This window comes from Achromobacter sp. GQ309 (assembly GCF_059759315.1).
The window spans coordinates 160,609-177,867 of record NZ_JCAXDP010000010.1 but is presented as its reverse complement, the minus strand read 5'-3'; the positions used below and the strand labels follow the sequence as shown (position 1 = coordinate 177,867).

The following is a 17,259-nucleotide window of genomic DNA, read 5'->3' as shown; positions in this document are numbered from 1 at the left end:
TCGGCCTGGGGCGCGCGGGGCTACGATTGCGGTCCGGAGCCTTCGCTCCGGACTGCCCCGTCGTCATCTTCGTCCAGGCCTGCGGCCTTCCCTTCAGATTCCCTCGGGCGCATCTACACGCCCCGCGCGCCCCAGGCCGACGCCGCACCGGGCTCGGGTGGTTTCAGCTTGGCGGGCGCTGGGGCGGGTTGAGTTCTTGAGGTTCTTGGCTGCGCTTGCGCGGGTTTTGAGCGTCTTGCGGGGCCCGCGGCCGGTTGGCCGCGCGGGCGGCCTCCGGACGCTTACGCGGTGTCTTGCGTCTGGGGATGGCGCTTCGCGCTTGCGGTGGCGGCTCGTACTCTGGGTGCATTTTTCGCTTCCGATGTGCGCCGGTATGGCAGGTGTCTGACACCCTTGAGGCACATCCGCCACATGACGACAGTCTTCGCAGGGTGTCAGACACCCTCTCCGACATGACGGCAACACCGGTAAACTGCGCGGTCATGCGGCGCCGGTCGGCGGCCGGACTTGTACATCCTCTGGAGAGCTTCACACCATGATTCGATATCTGGTCCTTTCGGCTTCGCTGGCGATGGCTGGCAGTGTTGTGGCCGCGCCCTCGTTCAATTGCGCCAAGGCTTCCACGCCGGTTGAGAAGTCTCTTTGCGGCAATTCGCGATTGGGGGATCATGACGCTGCCATTGCGCAGCAATACAAAGCCGTGCGCGATCAACTGGATGCCGAGGCGGCCAAGGCGTTGGTTGCCGATCAGAAGTACTTTCTGGGCGTGCGCGACAGAGCGTATGCAGAGCCCTACGTGCAGAGCACGCCTTTCCAGGCGCTCACCGACACCATGCGATATCGCTTGGAGTTTCTGAAAGCGATCAATCCCAAGCCGGCCGACGGATTTGTTGGCAAGTGGAGGAACATCGAGGGCGAGATCGAGGTTACGCAGAATTCGCGTGGCGAGTTTCTGGTGGCGGCGAATTCGGCGCGGCCGTATAGCGGGAACTGGGTTTGCGATTTGAGCGGCCGGGGCATTGTGTCGGGCGACACGCTGACGGTGATCTATCAGGATGGACCGCCCTGGTCGCTGACGCTCAAGCGCCGCGGTGCGGTGCTGGTGACGGTTGAGACGCCGCCTGCCGGTGTGAAGAATGAGGGCTTCGGGCCGCCGTTTTGCGGCATGAACGGCAGTTTGTCTGGCAACTGGTTCGCGGTGCGCTGATCACCACCGCGGTTGCGCGAGTGACCTGATGCGCAATCGCGCGCCGCGTCAGGTCACTCCTCGGGTGATGTCGGCAGTGCCGACCAGCCCGGTTCACGCTGATCTTCACGATTCCGACTGGATCACTCCAGCTTGATGTTCGCGGTCTTGATCAGGTCGCGCCACTTTGCGATTTCGTCGCGCACGAATTTTCCGAATTCCTCGGGTGAACCCGGCTTGGGTTCCGCGCCGGCGGCGATCATTGCCTTTGCGGTGCTGTCGTTCGACAGGACCTTCACCATGTCCGCGTTGATGCGCTTGACGATGTCGGGCGGGGTGCCTTTGGGCGCCATGACGCCGCTCCACGAGTAGGCTTCGTAGCCGGGCAGGCCCGATTCGGCGATGGTGGGGATGTCGGGGACCATGCTGGATCGTGTGGGGTTGCCGACGCCCAGTGCGCGGATCTTGCCGCCTTTGAGGTGGGGGACGGCGGAGGGGCCGTCGGCGAACATGACTTGCACCTGGCCGCCGAGCAGATCTTGCATGGCGGGTGCGCTGCCGCGGTATGGGACGTGCTGGATGCGCACGCCGGCCATGGCGTTGAAGAGTTCGCCGGCCAGGTGCGTGCCGCCGCCGGTGCCGGAGGAACTGAAGGACAGTTTGCCGGGGTTCTGTTTGGCGTAGGCGATGAGTTCGCTGACGGTGTTGACGGGCAGCGATGCGTTGACGACGAGGACGATGGGGAATACCGCGGCCATGCCTACTGGCACGAAGTCGGTGGTGATGTCGTAGCTGAGGTTGTTGCGCAGGCTGGGAAGGACTGCGTGGTGGATGGAGGCGAAGAAGAAGTTGTAGCCGTCGGGCTCTGCTTTCGCGGCGAACTGGGCGCCGACGATGCCGCCGGCGCCTGACTTGTTGTCGACGACGGTGGGCACGGACCAGAGCTGGCCAAGGGGCTGCGTGGTGAAGCGTGCGGTGGTGTCGACGGGGCCGCCGGCGGGAAAGGGAACGATGAAGGTGACGGCGTGGCCCGGCCAGGTGGCGGCGCGGGCCCAGGATGGAAGCATGGCGGCGGCGCAGGCTGCGCCCAGCCCCGCGAGGACGCGGCGGCGGTCTTGATGAATCACGGCAGTCTCCTGAGTTTTGTTCTGGTCACGGCTGGACATCGCGTGCTGCCGCCCGCCGCTGTTTTTTATTATTTGCCGAATGCGGATCGACGCCGCTACGTATTTGCAAAAGCCCCTCTTTCGCGCTGCCGGAAAGACGGACTGCACGCCCGGCGATCTCGCGGTGAGGCCGGGCTACGGCACACGGGCTAGGACATTCTGATCAGGACAAACCCCGACCCGGTGCATTCAGGTGATCGACCGCGGGCGTTTCAGCGTCGCAAGCGCACGACGACGACGCGGGCTGCCATGGGTGGCGGACGCCTTATCTGTTGCAGGCGCGATTGGCTGCAGGCGTCCTGTCTGTCGCAGCCCCCTACTGCCCGCGTGCGGCGCGTTGCACGTGGCCGATGAAGCACTCGGCAAAACTGGGCAGGTCGCGGCCGCGCTGGCGGCACAGCAGGCGATCTCGCAGCGCCCAGGGGTCATCCAGTTTCAACACGTGCAGGAAATCAGGGCGGCTGTAGCGCGCCGCGCACGCGCGCGGCACAACGGCGATGCCTGCGCCGGCCTCGACCATGCGGCACACGGCTTCAAAGCTGCCTACGTGGACGCGTTGGCAGATGCGCTTGCCCAGGCCGCTGGCGATGTCTTCGAGGAAGGTCTGGATCGCGCTGTCCGGGTGGATGCCGACGAACTGGTAGGCGTCCACAAGGTCGGCGAAATGCGCGGTCTTCTGTGCGGCCAGCGGATGGTCCAGCGATGTGACCACGGTGAGTTCATCGCGGAACAGCGGCGTGACGTCCAGGCCCTCAACGTCGATATTGCCGGCGACAAGGCCCAGGTCGCCGGCGCCCGCGCGGATCGCGATGACGATGTCGCCGGAGATTTTTTCCTCGAGCTCGACGTCGACGTCCGGGTTCTCAGCGAGAAACGTGGACAGCGCGTCGGCCAGGAAGGAGTTGGTGGCGGTGGTGTTGGCCAGCAGGCGCAGGCGGCCTTTCAGGCCGCTGGCGTAGGGCTGCAGATCGGCGTTCAGGCATTCAAGCTGGCGGAAGACGGCATTGGCGTGCTTGAGCAGCACCTCGCCGGCGGGCGTGAGCGCGACGCCGGTGGCCATGCGCACCAGCAGACGGGCCTTGAATGCCTCTTCCATGTGCTTGACCCGCGCGCTTGCCGCGGGCAAGGACAGGAAAGTGCGTTCCGCAGCACGGGTCAGATTGAGTGTTTCGCCCACGTTCAAGAACAAACGCAGGTCCGTCAGATCATGTCTCATGTTCCACCACGCAGAAGGGGGGCATTTCTAATTTTGAATTCTTCGAATGCCGGGTCGAATCTACCATGAGGCCATGCCCATGAACCAGACGGGTTGATGCGGAACTGTTTTCCACAGACGGCGTGCGCGCCGCAGCACAGGAGTCAGAAGCAATGAGCGGCTTGGTATCCGGAAAGGTGGTGATCGTGACGGGCGCGGGCGGTGGCATCGGCCGCAGCGTGGCGCTGGCAATGGCCGAGGCGGGCGCGAAGGTCGTGGTGAACGACATCGGCGTGTCGCTCACGGGCGAAGGCGGCGCGGACGGCCCCGCGCAGGCGGTCGTGAAGGAAATCGTGGAGGCGGGTGGCCAAGCCGTCGCCAACACCGACAGCGTGGCCGCGTACGACAGCGCCAGCCGCGTCGTGCAGACGGCGATCGACGCGTTTGGCCGCGTCGACGCCGTGATCAACAACGCAGGCAATCTGCGCGACCGGGTTTTCCACAAGATGAGCGAAGAGGAATGGCGGCAGGTGATCGACGTGCACCTGAACGGCTCGTTCTACATGAGCCGCGCGGCGGCGCCCTACTTTCGTGAACAGGAGTCTGGCGCCTTCGTGCACATGACGTCCACCTCGGGCTTGATCGGCAATTTTGGACAGGCCAACTATGCAGCCGCCAAACTGGGCATCGTCGCATTGTCCAAGTCGATTGCGCTGGACATGGCGCGCTACAACGTGCGGTCCAACTGCATCGCGCCGTTTGCCTGGAGCCGCATGACGAGCTCCATTCCGGCGGAGACCGACGAAGAAAAGGCGCGCGTCGAGAAGCTGAAAAAGATGGAGGCCGGCAAGGTGGCGCCGATGGCCGTGTTTCTGGCCAGCGACGCGGCCAGCGAGATCACGGCGCAGATCTTTGCCGTGCGCGCGAACGAGATCATGCTGATGAGCCAGCCCCGCCCGCTGCGCACGGTGCATCACAGCGAAGGCTGGACGCCGGAGCGCATCGCCGAGATCGCCGCGCCCGCGATGCGCAAGCACTTCTACGCGTTGGAGCGTTCGCCCGACGTGATCGACTGGGATCCCATCTGAGGCCGCCACATGCCGTTGGACTATGCAACCGTGAAGGACTGGCGCTTTGACGATGTGCGTCAGCGTTATGAACAGAAGGACACGATGCTGTATGCGCTGGGCATCGGCCTGGGACAGGATCCGGAAGACGCGGCACAGTTGCGCTACGTGTACGAAAAGGACCTGCGCGCGTTCCCGACGATGAGCGTGATCCTCGGCTACCCGGGCTTCTGGGTCAGCGACCCGCGCTCGACGGTGGACTGGGTGAAAGTGGTGCATGGCGAGCAGCGGCTGACGTTGCATGCGCCGCTGCCGGTGTCGGGCGTCGTCACCGGCAAAACGCGCAACACGCACGTGATCGACAAGGGTGCGGACAAAGGCGCCATCATCGTCAGCGAACGCACGCTGCACGACGAAGACGGGCAATGCCTGGCCACGCTGCGCTCCAGCACGTTCTGCCGCGGGGATGGCGGATTCGGCGACGGCGATGCCAGCCCCGAGGCCCTGCCCGCCGCGCCCGATGGCGACCCGGAACTGCGCTGCGAGCTGCGCATTCCGTCCAGCGCGGCGCTGCTGTATCGCCTGAACGCCGACCGCAATCCGCTGCACGCAGACCCGGAGGTCGCGCGCCAGGCGGGTTATCCCCGGCCCATCCTGCACGGCTTGTGCTCGTACGGCGTGGCGGCGCATGCCATCGTCAAGACCTTCTGCGACTACGACGCGGCGCGGCTCACCAGCCTGAATACGCGGTTCTCGGCGCCCGTCTATCCGGGCGAGACGCTGCAGTGCGACATGTGGCGTATGCCGGATGGGCAGATCCGCTTCATTGCCCGCGCGAAAGAGCGCGGCATCGTGGTCATGAGCCACGGCACCGCGACGGTGCAATCATGACGCGCCCGCCTCCGCTTGACGGCATCCGCGTGCTGGACCTGTCGCGCATCCTGGCCGGCCCGTGGTGCACGCAGAACCTGGCCGACCTGGGCGCCGACGTCATCAAGATCGAACGCCCGCGCGTCGGCGACGACACCCGCGCTTGGGGACCGCCCTTTTTAAAGGACGGGGACGGCCAGGACACCAACGAATCGGCGTATTACCTTAGCGCCAACCGCAACAAGCGCTCGGTCGAAGCCGACATGGCCACGCCCGAAGGCGCGGCGCTGATTCGCGAACTGGCGGCGGTCAGCGACATTCTGGTCGAGAACTTCAAGGTCGGCGGACTGGCCAAGTACGGGCTGGATTATGAAAGCCTGAAAGCCATCAACCCGCGCCTCATCTATTGCTCGGTCACCGGCTTCGGCCAGGATGGTCCGTTTGCGCAGCGGCCCGGCTACGACTTCATGATCCAGGGCATGGGCGGGCTGATGAGCATCACGGGCGAGCGCGACGACCTGCCGGGCGGCGGGCCGCAGAAGGCGGGCGTGGCGGTCACCGACATCGTTACCGGCATGTACGCCACCGTAGCGGTGCTGGCGGCCCTGCAGGAGCGTCATCGCAGCGGTCAGGGCCAGCATCTGGACATTGCGCTGCTGGACAGCCACGTGGCCCTGCTGGCAAACCAGAACTCCAACTACTTCAACTCGGGCGTGGCGCCCACGCGCGCCGGCAACGCGCATCAGAATGTGGTGCCCTATCAGGTGTTTGCGGCCAGCGACGGCCACCTGATCGTCGCCACGGGCAACGAATCGCAGTACCGCGCCTACTGCCGCGCCATCGGTGTGCCGGAGCTGGGCGACGATCCGCGCTTTGCCACGAACCGGCTGCGCGTCACCAACCGCGTGGCGCTGATCGGCATCCTGACGGACATCATGCGCGAAGGCCGGCGTGATGACTGGATTGCCAAGCTGGAAGCAGTGGGTGTGCCATGCGGGCCGATCAACGACATCGCTCAGGCGTTTGCGCACCCGCAGGCGCAGGCGCGGCAGCTGCGTCGCGACATGCCGCATCCGGCGGGCGGCGTGGCGCCCGTGACGGCCAGTCCGCTGCGGTTTTCGGATTCTCCCGTCGTGTACCGCCGCGCGCCACCGATGCTAGGCGAGCATACCGAGGAAGTGCTGCGCGACGTGCTGGGCAAGTCGGCGGAGGCCATCGCGGCGTTTCGGAAGTAGGCTGGGGGGAAGGCGCGGCAGCACGCTGCGGCGTCACCCCCGGCATCGCCGCGCGGCTCAGTGCATGCCGTCGAGCAGCCAGTGGCGCGTGTTGAACCAGCCTCGAAACACGCGCGCGCCTTGCGGGCCGGCGTCATGCTGCGGCAGCCGGTGGCCGCCTGCCGCCACGTGCAGGCCGCGAATCACGGGTTCGAAGCGATCGCGAAACGCCCTGCTCTGCGCCCGGAAATGCGCATCCATGGCGGCGATGGTTGCTGCCTGCTCCGCCTGCGGCATCATCGACAGAAAGAACAGCACCTGCCGCCAGGCGTAGGCGGTGTTGCGGGTCATCCGCACACACGCGTGCCAATCGTGAATCTTCATCTGATGGCGCGCGCAGATCCATTCGAAACCGGCCATCGCCATGCGGCCGTACTGGTCACGCAGCCTCTCATCCAGCCCTGCGCCCTTCACCAGCACGGCAAGATTCTGCGTCGTCAGGATCTGCTGCTGCTCGATGACCATGCCGTTGGCGCCCACCTGGCCGAAGCCTGGCTGTACGCCGGCGCGCGTGATGCAAAGCCGGTCGAACGCATCGGCGCCGGCGTCCTGGCCACGTGATGTCGGCGGCAACGGCAACGCCAGCACCTGGCGGGCGTCGATGTCGAAGTAGCGGGTGTACAGACAGTCGCCGAGCAGCGCCGCCGCGCATTGCGCCGCCTCCTGGAACTTGCGTCCGAATCGCCCCATGAAGATGTCCGCCGCCACCTCATCCACCAGCGGCAGCGACCATTGCGCGCGCTCGGCAAGCGCATGCAGTTCCTGCAGCAGCTTGTTCGGCACGGGCGCATGCGGAAATGACGCAAGCGCGAGTTCCGCGATTTCCGTCAGCGCAGCGCGCGCCGCGTCGGCGTCCTGCCGCGCGGGATGCCGCAGATTCTCCAGGGCCGCGATCCAGGGCAACCGGTCGAACGAGGCCTGCCGTTCAAGATTGACCAGGAGTAGTGATCGGCGCCGGCGAAACGCGCGATAACAAGCGCTGTAGAGCGTGCGCAATGCCGCATCGTCGAAGCCGCCGCTTTGCAGACCCGACGTGATCTGCGGCGTCAGCGTCGCCAGGAAGTCCGAGGAGGTGATCAGTTCCCGCGTCACCAGGTCGGCCAGCGTGCCGCTCTGGCAGCGCTGCGCACGGCGCGCGATGGGCGCCGGCACCTGCACGCCCGGCGGCAATTGGAGCGTTGCGGCTTCGGTCGCACTCATCGGCGCCAGCACCGCGGCCAGATCGCGCACGCCGGCCGTCGGCGGATGATTCCGCAAGCGAGCGGCCACCACGCGCGCGATCTCATGGAATCCCACTGCGGAAACATCCTCGCGCTGACGTTGGCGCACGGCCTCGTGCTCCGCGGACCCGGGCTCGCCATGCGCGGCCACGAAATCGCGGACGATGCGGCGTATGCGGCCGACCTGCTTGCCGGTCAGGCTGGCAGCGTCCTGCGCGCATTGCGCCAGCAGGCCGAAGAGCTCGCGCTTGTGGCGATGTCTGCGCGACGTGCCGATCGGCAACTGGCCGCTGTCCTGGGCGGCATTGATCTCGTTCGTCAGCGCCTGCGCGCGTTGACGCCAATCCTGCGGATAACGCCGGCACGGCCAATCGTCTTCGACCGTTTCAAGGAACAGCGCGACGGCGCGGTCGTAAACGGGCAGCAGGTTCTGAACGGCCGCGCGCTGCGCCGCGATGCGCGGCTGCGCAGGCAAGCCGGACAATCGCGCGGCAACGTCGCCCGCGGTGCTGACATGAATGTCGGCGGCCGACGCGCCATCGGCCGAGCCGGGCTCGGGGAAGAATCGCAGCCGGTCGAAGAACGGCGCCACCACCGCGACCAGTTCCCGCGCGGCGTCGCCAAGCCCTTGACCCAACAGCCACGCCACCACGGCCAGCGCAGCTTCTTCCGGCACCTCGATGCGATAGTCGCCACGCGCCAGACGGTCTTGCAGCTGCGCGACGCCGGCTTCGCTGAGAAACCAGGCATTGAGATCGCGCCGTTCGCTGCCCGGCGTGATGCCGGAAAGCGTCGCCGCCAATTCGCGCTCGTAGGACGTCAGGGGTCCGCCGGCAAGCAGATCGCCCGTGGCAAAGCCGCCGGTGGCGACGTCCAGCGTCACCCAGTTGGGAATCCCGGGCAGCGGCGTGGCGGAGCCATAGCTGACCGAACCGTCCAGCGCATGCGCCAGCACCTGGCGCCAGCGTTCAACGCGTACCGCTGCGCGCTCGCGCACGGCTGGGTCCGGGTGGGTCTCGTGGGTCAGGAAGGCTTTGGCGAGCATGGCCGCGGCATAGCCGCTACCCGCCCTGTGCGCATCCGGCGCGTCATCCATGCTGCGTCGCTTGGAAAAGAGGAAGGGATCCGGGAGCTGGATTCGAACCAGCGCCTATCCGGACTGGAGCCGAATGTTCTGCCGCTGAACTATCCCGGAACGACGGACGGAGTATATACATCGATTGCGCCGCGCACCCGGCAAAAAAACGTCAAAAAAATTGGCCGCTGATGTCAGCGGCCAATTCGGACTTCATGCAGTCAAGGCGTTCAGGCAACGGCAACCGGGATCTTGCCGATCTTGGCCTGCCATTCCTTCGGGCCGGTCGTGTGGACCGAGGTGCCCTGAGCGTCGACCGCCACCGTCACCGGCATGTCCTTCACGTCGAACTCATAGATGGCTTCCATGCCCAGGTCCGCAAAGCCCAGCACCTTGGCGCCGCGGATCGCCTTGGACACCAGGTAGGCAGCGCCGCCGACGGCCATCAGGTAGGCCGAGCCGTGCTTCTTGATGGCTTCGATCGCGACGGGGCCGCGCTCGGACTTGCCGATCATCGAGATCAGGCCCGTCTTCTCCAGCATCATGTCCGTGAACTTGTCCATGCGCGTGGCGGTGGTGGGGCCTGCCGGGCCGACCACTTCATCGCCCACCGGATCCACCGGACCCACGTAGTAGATGACGCGGTTGGTGAAGTCCACGGGCAGCGGTTCGCCCTTGGCCAGCATGTCCTGGATGCGCTTGTGCGCGGCGTCGCGGCCGGTGAGCATCTTGCCCGACAGCAGCAGGGTCTGGCCCGGCTTCCAGCTGGCGACTTCTTCCTTGGTCAGCGTGTTCAGGTCGACCTGCTTGGACTTGTTGTAGTCCGGCGCCCAGTGCACTTCGGGCCATTCGGACAGCGACGGCGGATCCAGGCGCGCGGGACCCGAGCCGTCCAGCTCGAAGTGCGCGTGGCGCGTGGCTGCACAGTTCGGGATCATGGCGACGGGCTTGGAGGCCGCGTGGGTCGGGAAGGTGCTGATCTTGACGTCCAGCACGGTGGTCAGGCCGCCCAGGCCCTGGGCGCCGATGCCCAGCGCGTTGACCTTTTCGTAGAGCTCGATGCGCAGCTCTTCCAGCTTGCTCTGCGGGCCGCGGGCCAGCAGTTCATACATGTCGATGTCTTCCATCAGCGACTGCTTGGCCATCAGCATGGCCTTTTCGGCCGTGCCGCCAACGCCGATGCCCAGCATGCCGGGCGGGCACCAGCCGGCGCCCATCGACGGAACGGTCTTGAGGACCCAGTCCACCAGCGAATCGCTGGGGTTCAGCATGGCGAACTTGGTCTTGTTCTCGGAACCGCCACCCTTCGAGGCGATCTGCACGTCGACCTTGTCGCCCTGGACAAGCTCGACGTGCAGGATACAGGGCGTGTTGTCGCGCGTGTTCTTGCGCGCGAAGAGCGGGTCGTCCAGCACGGAGGCGCGCAGCGGATTGTCCGGATTCAGATAGCCGCGGCGCACGCCTTCGTCACAGAGCTCCTGCAGGGTGCGCTTGGTGTCAAAGCGCACGCTCATGCCGATCTTCAGGAAGACGTTGACGATGCCGGTGTCCTGGCACAGCGGACGCTTGCCCTCGGCGCACATGCGCGAGTTGGTCAGGATCTGCGCCATCGCATCGCGCGCGGCCGGGCTTTCCTCGCGCTCGTAGGCGCGCGCCAGGTGGCGGATGTAATCGACGGGGTGGTAATAGCTGATGAACTGGATGCCATCGGCTATCGACTGGATCAAGTCTTCTTCTTTAATGATGACGGACATGGCGATTTGCAGGTCTGGAGGGGGAAAACGTGAAACGCGGCCGGCTAGCGGCCGCGAGGTAAAAGTATTGGACGCCCTATTTGCCTTGCCACACGGGCTTGCGCTTTTCGGCGAAGGCGGTGGCGCCTTCCTTGGCGTCAGCGGAAGTGAAGATGTGCGCGATCAGCGGGCGCTGGCGGTCGAACATGCCTTCCTGGTCCCAGTCGCCGCCTTGCGCGACGATGCTCTTGGCCGTCTGGACGGCCAGCGGGCCGTTCTCGACGATGGCGCGGGCCAGTTCCAGCGCGCCGGCCAGGGCGCCGCCCGGCTCGGTCAGGCGGTTGACCAGGCCAAAGGCGTGGGCGCGTTCGGCGCTCAGCATTTCGCCGGTCAGGATGACTTCCATGGCGATGTGGTACGGCAGGCGGCGCGGCAGGCGCAGGAGGCCGCCGGCGCCGGCCACCAGACCGCGCTTGACCTCGGGCAGGCCGAACTTGGCGTTGCTGGCGGCCACGATCAGGTCGGAAGCCAGCGCCATTTCGCAACCGCCCGCCAGGGCGTAGCCCTCGACGGCGGCGATCAGCGGCTTCTTGGGCGGGCGTTCGTTCAGGCCGGCAAAACCGCGGCCTTCGACGTAAGGACGCTGGCCGGACGCGGCGAATGCCTTCAGGTCCATGCCCGACGAGAACGTGCCGCCGCCACCCGTCAGGATGCCGATGCGCACGTCGTCACGGCTGTCCAGCTGGTCCAGCGCGGCGGCCATGGCCACGGCGGTTTCCAGGTTGATGGCGTTCTTGGCCTCGGGACGGTTGATCGTGATGATCTGGATGCCGTCGGTGACTTCCACCGTGATCAGGTCAGACATGGGACTGCTCCTTTTTCGCGAATTTCTCGGAATCGGGTTCCGGGTTTTATATAAGACTCAGGCTCAACCCGGAATCATACGACCATTGGTTTGCGGGCGCAGGCAAAGGCCGGCGCGTGTCCACCAGGGGCACATTCGGGGACGCCCTCAGCCTCAGATGTAACGGGTACGGCCCCACCGGGGACCGCTGCGGCCGCAGGCCAGTTAAAATGCCGGGTTTCCCACGCGCAGGGCAGTTTTTGCCCGGCGGCCGAATTCCAAGAATCCTATGCTCACCTTTCAGCAAATCATCCTTACGCTCCAGGAATACTGGGACAAACAGGGTTGCGCCCTGCTGCAGCCCTACGACATGGAAGTCGGCGCCGGCACCTCGCACACGGCCACGTTCCTGCGCGCGATCGGCCCGGAGCCCTGGCGCGCCGCCTATGTCCAGCCCTCGCGCCGCCCGAAGGATGGCCGCTACGGCGAGAACCCCAACCGCCTGCAGCACTACTACCAGTACCAGGTCGTGCTCAAGCCCGCGCCCCCGGAAATCCTGGATCTGTATATCGGTTCGCTGAAGGCGCTGGGCATCGATCCCACGCAGCACGACATCCGCTTCGTCGAGGACGACTGGGAAAACCCCACGCTCGGCGCCTGGGGTCTGGGCTGGGAAGTCTGGCTGAACGGCATGGAAGTGACGCAGTTCACGTATTTCCAGCAGGTCGGCGGCCTGGACTGCACGCCCACCACCGGTGAAATCACCTACGGCCTGGAACGCCTGGCCATGTATTTGCAGGACGTGCAAAGCGTGTACGACCTGGTCTGGACGGAAGGCGCCAACGGCAACCGCGTGCTGTACCGCGACGTGTTCCACCAGAACGAAGTCGAGCAATCCACCTACAACTTCGAACACTCGTCGGCCGAGATGCTGTTTGCGCATTTCAACGACTACGAAGCCGAGGCCAAGCGCCTGATGGACGTGCCGCTGGCGCTGCCGGCCTACGAGGCCGCGCTGAAAGCCGCGCACACCTTCAACATGCTGGACGCGCGCGGCGCGATCAGCGTGACCGAGCGCGCCGCCTACATCGGCCGCATCCGCAACCTGTCGCGCGCCGTCGCGCAGGCCTACTACGATTCCCGCGAACGACTGGGCTTTCCCATGCTGGGCCGCGACAAGGCCGCCGGGGAGGCTGCATAAATGACGACGAACATCCGCCCGCTGCTGGTCGAACTGCTGACCGAAGAACTCCCGCCCAAGGCCCTGCAGAAGCTGGGCCAGGCCTTTGCCGAAGGCGTGCGCGCCACGCTGGACCGCCACGGCCTGCTGGCCGAAGGCTGCGCCGTGACGCCCTATTCGACGCCGCGCCGCCTGGCCGTCCACCTGTCCGCCGTGCTGGCGCAGGCGCCCGACCAGGCCTATGCCGAAAAGTTGATGCCCGTGAAGATCGGCCTGACCGAAGACGGCAAGGCCACGCCTGCACTGCAAAAGAAGCTGGCCGCCAAGGGCCTTGAAAACATCGACCTCGCCACGCTGGACCGTGAATCCGACGGCAAGCAGGACTACCTGGTGGCGCGCGGCACGGCCGCGGGTGCGCAACTGGCCGCCGGCCTGCAGGAAGGCATCGAAGCCGCCATCGACGGCCTGCCCATCCCCAAGGTGATGCGTTACCAATTGGCTGACGGCGTCTCCACCGTCAAGTTCGTGCGCCCGGCGCACGGCCTGATCGCCCTGTTCGGCGCGGACGTGGTGCCGGTGTCGGCACTGGGCCTGGCCGCCGGCCGCGAAACCCTGGGCCACCGCTTCATGAGCGAAGGCGCCGTTGCCATCGCCGATGCCGACGCCTACGTTGCCACGGTGGCGGAAAAGGGCCATGTCGTGGCGTCGTTCGAGACGCGCCGCGCCGAGATCCAGCGCCAGTTGCAAGAAGAAGCGGCCCGCCTGTCCGCCACGCTGGGCGACGACCCCGAAGTGGCCGCGCTGCTGGATGAAGTGACCGCACTGGTCGAACACCCCACCGTCTATGTGGGCCAGTTCGAGGAACAGTTCCTGCAGGTGCCGCAGGAATGCCTGATCCTGACCATGCGGCTGAACCAGAAATACTTCCCGCTGTTCGACCCGGCAACCGGCCGTCTCACTCACCGTTTCCTGATCGTGAGCAACATGCGCACGGACAACCCGGTGAACATCGTCGAAGGCAACCAGCGCGTGGTACGCCCCCGTCTGGCCGACGCGCAGTTCTTCTTTGAGACCGACCGCAAGACGCCGCTGGCCGCGCGTGTCGAGCAGTTGGGCTCCATCGTCTATCACAACAAGCTGGGCACCCAGCTCGAGCGCGTCGAGCGCGTGCGCGCCATCGCCCGCGGCATCGCCGGCGAACTGGGCGGCGACGTGTCCGCCGCCGACCGCGCCGCCATGCTGGCCAAGGCCGACCTCGGTTCGAACATGGTCGGTGAATTCCCCGAACTGCAAGGCATCATGGGCGCGTACTACGCCGCCGGCGACGGCGAGCCCGCCAGCGTCGTCGAGGCCCTGCGCACCCAATACCGCAACCGCTACGACGCGCCGGTCACGCAGGACACCCTGACCGCCGCCACGCTGTTCATCGCCGAACGCGTCGAAACGCTGGTCGGCATCTGGGCCATCGGCCTGGCCCCCACCGGCGAACGCGACCCCTTCGGCCTGCGCCGCGCCGCGTTGGGCCTGATCAGCGCCTTCGAACAACTGGCCGCGGGCGGCTGGCTGAAGATCAGCCAGAACGGTCCGCTGACGCTGGACGGCCTGCTGCAGCTGGCCGCCGGCACATTCCCGGCGGACAAGATTCCGGGCGACACGCTGGCCGAGGTCCGCACCTTCATTTATGAGCGCTATCGCAATCAGCTCATCAACGACTTCGACCGCAACGCCGTCGAGGCCGTGATCGCGCTGACCCCGCCGCTGCACCAGGTGGCCGAGCGCGTGCGCGCCGCCGCCGCGTTTGCGCAGCTGCCCGAGGCCGCCAGCCTGGCCGCCGCCAACAAGCGCATCGGCAACCTGCTCAAGAAGGCCGAAGGCGAGATCGGCGCGGTGAACGACGCCGCGCTGGTGGAGCCGGCCGAAAAGGCCCTGGCCACCGCCGTGGCCGCCTTGCGTCCCAAGGCCGAGGCGCAGCTTGCCGACGGCGACTTCGCCGGCAGCCTGTCCACGCTGGCCCAGGCCCGCGAACCGGTCGACGCGTTCTTTGCCGACGTCATGGTCATGGCCGAAGACCCGGCCGTCCGCGCCAACCGGCTCGCCCTCCTGGCCCAACTGCATGGCCTGATGAACCAGGTCGCCGACATTTCCAGGCTCGCCCAGTGAAGCTCATCATCCTCGACCGCGACGGCGTCATCAATCAGGACAGCGACGCCTTCGTCAAGACGCCCGACGAATGGATCGCGCTGCCGGGCAGCCTGCAGGCCATCGCGCGCCTCACGCAGGCCGGCTGGAAGGTGGTGGTTGCCACCAACCAATCGGGCTTGGCGCGCGGCCTGTTCGACATGGACACGCTGACGGCCATCCACACCAAGATGCGACGCGAGCTCGCCGCGGTAGGCGGCAGCGTCGATGCCATCTTCATGTGCCCGCACGGCCCCGACGACGACTGCACCTGCCGCAAGCCGCGTCCCGGCATGTTCGAGCAGATTGGTCACCGCTACGACATCGATCTGGCCGGTGTCCCGGCCGTGGGCGATTCGCTGCGCGATCTGCAGGCCTCGTCGGCCGCCGGGTGCTCGCCGTGGCTGGTGCTGACGGGCAACGGCGCCAAGACGCAAGCCAAGGGTGGACTGCCGGACAACACGCGCGTCTGCAACGACCTGTCGGCCGTGGCCGACGCCTTGCTGCAGGACGCGTGACCCGATGGCCCGGCTTCGTTCCTTCCTGTATTTCGTGTTCCTGGCCGTCACGGTCATCCCGTACGCCTTCGCCTGCATCCTGTGGGCGCCGCTGCCGCTGCACTGGCGCTACAAGCTCACGGTGGGCTGGCCTCGCCTGGCCATCTGGGGCGCCAAGGTCTTCTGCGGCATCCGCTGGCAGGTCAAGGGCTGGGAAAACCTGCCCGACGGCCCCGCGGTGCTGCTGTCCAAGCACCAGTCGGCCTGGGAAACCCTGTTCTTCCCGGCCTACATGCCGCGCGAGGTTTGCTTCGTCTATAAGAAAGAGCTGCACATGGTGCCGTTCTTCGGCTGGGGCCTGGCGCTCTTGCGCATGATCGCCATTGACCGCGCCAAGGGCCGCGACGCCTTCGAACAGGTGGTCAAGCAAGGCCAGACCCGTTTGAACGAAGGCCGCTGGCCGCTGCTGTTTCCCGAAGGCACGCGCGTGCCGCCGGGCCAGGCCGGACGTTTCAAGATGGGCGGTGCGCTGCTCGCATCGCGCACCGGCGCCGTGGTCATTCCCGTGGCGCACAACGCCGGCGAATGCTGGCGCCGCAACGCTTTCGTCAAGTATCCCGGCATGGTCACCCTGTCGATCGGTCCCGCGATAGAATCCAAGGGTCTTACCCCCGAAGAACTGAACCAGAAGGTTCAGGACTGGATCGAAGGGGAAATGCGGCGTCTCAACCCCGAAAGGTATGCCCAGCACTGATCAGCTAGAACTCCTGTTTGGTACGCAGGAAGACGACGCGCCCGCGGGCGCGCCGCCGTTGATCGCCGTGCCGACGCCGACGGCCGCCCCCCGGGCGTCGTCCGCCGGGCCCCAGGCTCACCGTCCAGACACTCCCCGGCCCGTCACGCCCGCCAACCTGTTTCCCGATGCCGCCAAGGCGCCCGCAGCCACCGGCGAGCCGCTGCTGACGCTCTCGCCCAACGCCGCCTCACGCGTGCCCACGCCCTGCCCCGACCCGCTGCCGCCCGGCGCGCGCTGGCGCGAGGTGCCCACCGAACAGCAACCCATCGGTTTCGTGCTGCTGCGCTCGCGGCGGCGCAGCATCGGCTTCGTCATCACCGACGACGGCCTGCGCGTCACCGCGCCCAACTGGGTGACGCTGACGCAGATCGACGATGCGGTGCGCGAGAAATCCCGCTGGATCCTGACCAAGCTGCGTGAATGGCATGCCCGCAAGCAGCAGCTTGCGATGGCGCACACGCGCTGGCAGGCAGGCGGCGAACTTCCGTATCTGGGCCGTCGCATCATCATCGGCGTGGGCGGCGACAGCCGCCAAGCCAATCTGTCCGGCGATGCCGACGCGCCGCAGGATGGCGACACGCTGTGGCTGGCGCTGCCATCCAATGCCGACCAGGGCCGCATCCGCGATGCAGCGCAAGCCTGGCTGCAACAGCGCGCGGGCGCCTGGTTCGGCACCCGGCTGGCGCACTTCCTGCAGATCAGCGGGCTGAAGATCCGCCGCTGGCGCCTGTCGTCGGCCGCCACCCGCTGGGGCTCCTGCACCAGCGACGGCAACATCATGCTGAACTGGCGACTGATCCATTTCGCGCCCGCCATCATCGATTACGTCATCGCGCACGAGCTTGCCCATTTGCGCGAGATGAACCACAGTCAGGACTTCTGGCGCGAAGTGGGCCAGATCCTGCCCGACTTCGAAGACGCCAAGAACATCCTGCGGCGTCACGATCCCGCCTCGCTGCCTCAGTTCTGAGGCGCCGG

Annotated in this window: 14 protein-coding genes and 1 tRNA gene; 9 read left to right on the top strand and 6 right to left on the bottom strand. The window is 66.5% G+C overall.

What is annotated here, in order from left to right; all coding sequences use genetic code 11:
- Positions 1-535 precede the first annotated feature (535 nt).
- Positions 536-1,207, top strand: coding sequence for a lysozyme inhibitor LprI family protein (locus AC6CIE_RS26155; RefSeq protein ID WP_498094647.1), 672 nt, complete (start codon positions 536-538; stop codon positions 1,205-1,207).
- Positions 1,208-1,329: 122 nt separating this feature from the next.
- On the opposite strand, the gene AC6CIE_RS26150 is transcribed toward AC6CIE_RS26155, so the two are convergent.
- Positions 1,330-2,352, bottom strand: coding sequence for a Bug family tripartite tricarboxylate transporter substrate binding protein (locus tag AC6CIE_RS26150; protein ID WP_199778253.1), 1,023 nt, complete (start codon positions 2,350-2,352; stop codon positions 1,330-1,332).
- Between the two features lie 316 nt (positions 2,353-2,668).
- Positions 2,669-3,568, bottom strand: coding sequence for a LysR substrate-binding domain-containing protein (locus AC6CIE_RS26145; RefSeq protein WP_056569094.1), 900 nt, complete (start codon positions 3,566-3,568; stop codon positions 2,669-2,671).
- A 152-nt stretch (positions 3,569-3,720) separates the two neighbouring features.
- On the opposite strand from AC6CIE_RS26145, the gene AC6CIE_RS26140 reads away from it, so the two are divergent.
- The 3 genes from AC6CIE_RS26140 to AC6CIE_RS26130 are packed head-to-tail and all read left to right on the top strand — an operon-like array spanning position 3,721 to position 6,719.
- Positions 3,721-4,635: an SDR family NAD(P)-dependent oxidoreductase gene (locus AC6CIE_RS26140; RefSeq protein ID WP_175138867.1), complete on the top strand. Its 915-nt coding sequence runs from the start codon at positions 3,721-3,723 to the stop codon at positions 4,633-4,635.
- 9 nt (positions 4,636-4,644) lie between these two features.
- Positions 4,645-5,505, top strand: a complete 861-nt coding sequence (locus AC6CIE_RS26135) for a MaoC/PaaZ C-terminal domain-containing protein (RefSeq protein ID WP_498094645.1) — start codon at positions 4,645-4,647, stop codon at positions 5,503-5,505.
- Entirely contained in the window at positions 5,502-6,719 is a 1,218-nt protein-coding gene (locus tag AC6CIE_RS26130) for a CaiB/BaiF CoA transferase family protein (protein ID WP_498094643.1), read from the top strand. The genes AC6CIE_RS26135 and AC6CIE_RS26130 overlap by 4 nt, the downstream gene beginning before the upstream one ends.
- A 57-nt stretch (positions 6,720-6,776) precedes the next feature.
- On the opposite strand, the gene AC6CIE_RS26125 is transcribed toward AC6CIE_RS26130, so the two are convergent.
- From AC6CIE_RS26125 to AC6CIE_RS26110, 4 genes are all read right to left on the bottom strand, one after another.
- Positions 6,777-9,074: a hypothetical protein gene (locus tag AC6CIE_RS26125; RefSeq protein WP_498094641.1), complete on the bottom strand. Its 2,298-nt coding sequence runs from the start codon at positions 9,072-9,074 to the stop codon at positions 6,777-6,779.
- Between the two features lie 27 nt (positions 9,075-9,101).
- A tRNA-Trp gene (locus AC6CIE_RS26120) sits at positions 9,102-9,173 on the bottom strand.
- A 110-nt stretch (positions 9,174-9,283) separates the two neighbouring features.
- A complete protein-coding gene (locus AC6CIE_RS26115) occupies positions 9,284-10,807 on the bottom strand; it encodes a fumarate hydratase (protein WP_175138870.1) in 1,524 nt (507 codons plus the stop codon).
- A 76-nt stretch (positions 10,808-10,883) separates the two neighbouring features.
- Entirely contained in the window at positions 10,884-11,651 is a 768-nt protein-coding gene (locus AC6CIE_RS26110) for a crotonase/enoyl-CoA hydratase family protein (protein WP_056569111.1), read from the bottom strand.
- A gap of 268 nt (positions 11,652-11,919) precedes the next feature.
- Between AC6CIE_RS26110 and glyQ the strand changes: the two genes are divergently transcribed.
- Genes glyQ through AC6CIE_RS26085 form a run of 5 tightly spaced genes read left to right on the top strand, consistent with a single transcriptional unit; the run spans position 11,920 to position 17,251 of the window.
- Positions 11,920-12,831 carry a glycine--tRNA ligase subunit alpha gene (gene glyQ, locus AC6CIE_RS26105; protein WP_062683440.1) on the top strand — a complete coding sequence of 304 codons (912 nt, stop codon included), beginning with the start codon at positions 11,920-11,922 and terminating at the stop codon, positions 12,829-12,831.
- Positions 12,832-14,970 carry a glycine--tRNA ligase subunit beta gene (gene glyS / locus AC6CIE_RS26100; RefSeq protein ID WP_367351477.1) on the top strand — a complete coding sequence of 713 codons (2,139 nt, stop codon included), beginning with the start codon at positions 12,832-12,834 and terminating at the stop codon, positions 14,968-14,970. It begins immediately after the preceding gene.
- Entirely contained in the window at positions 14,967-15,506 is a 540-nt protein-coding gene (gmhB, locus tag AC6CIE_RS26095) for a D-glycero-beta-D-manno-heptose 1,7-bisphosphate 7-phosphatase (protein WP_175123306.1), read from the top strand. Before glyS ends, gmhB begins: the two co-directional genes overlap by 4 nt.
- 4 nt (positions 15,507-15,510) lie before the next feature.
- A complete protein-coding gene (locus AC6CIE_RS26090) occupies positions 15,511-16,239 on the top strand; it encodes a lysophospholipid acyltransferase family protein (RefSeq protein WP_175138872.1) in 729 nt (242 codons plus the stop codon).
- A complete protein-coding gene (locus tag AC6CIE_RS26085; protein ID WP_367351476.1) occupies positions 16,226-17,251 on the top strand; it encodes a YgjP-like metallopeptidase domain-containing protein in 1,026 nt (341 codons plus the stop codon). The genes AC6CIE_RS26090 and AC6CIE_RS26085 overlap by 14 nt, the downstream gene beginning before the upstream one ends.
- The last annotated feature ends 8 nt before the right edge of the window (positions 17,252-17,259 follow it).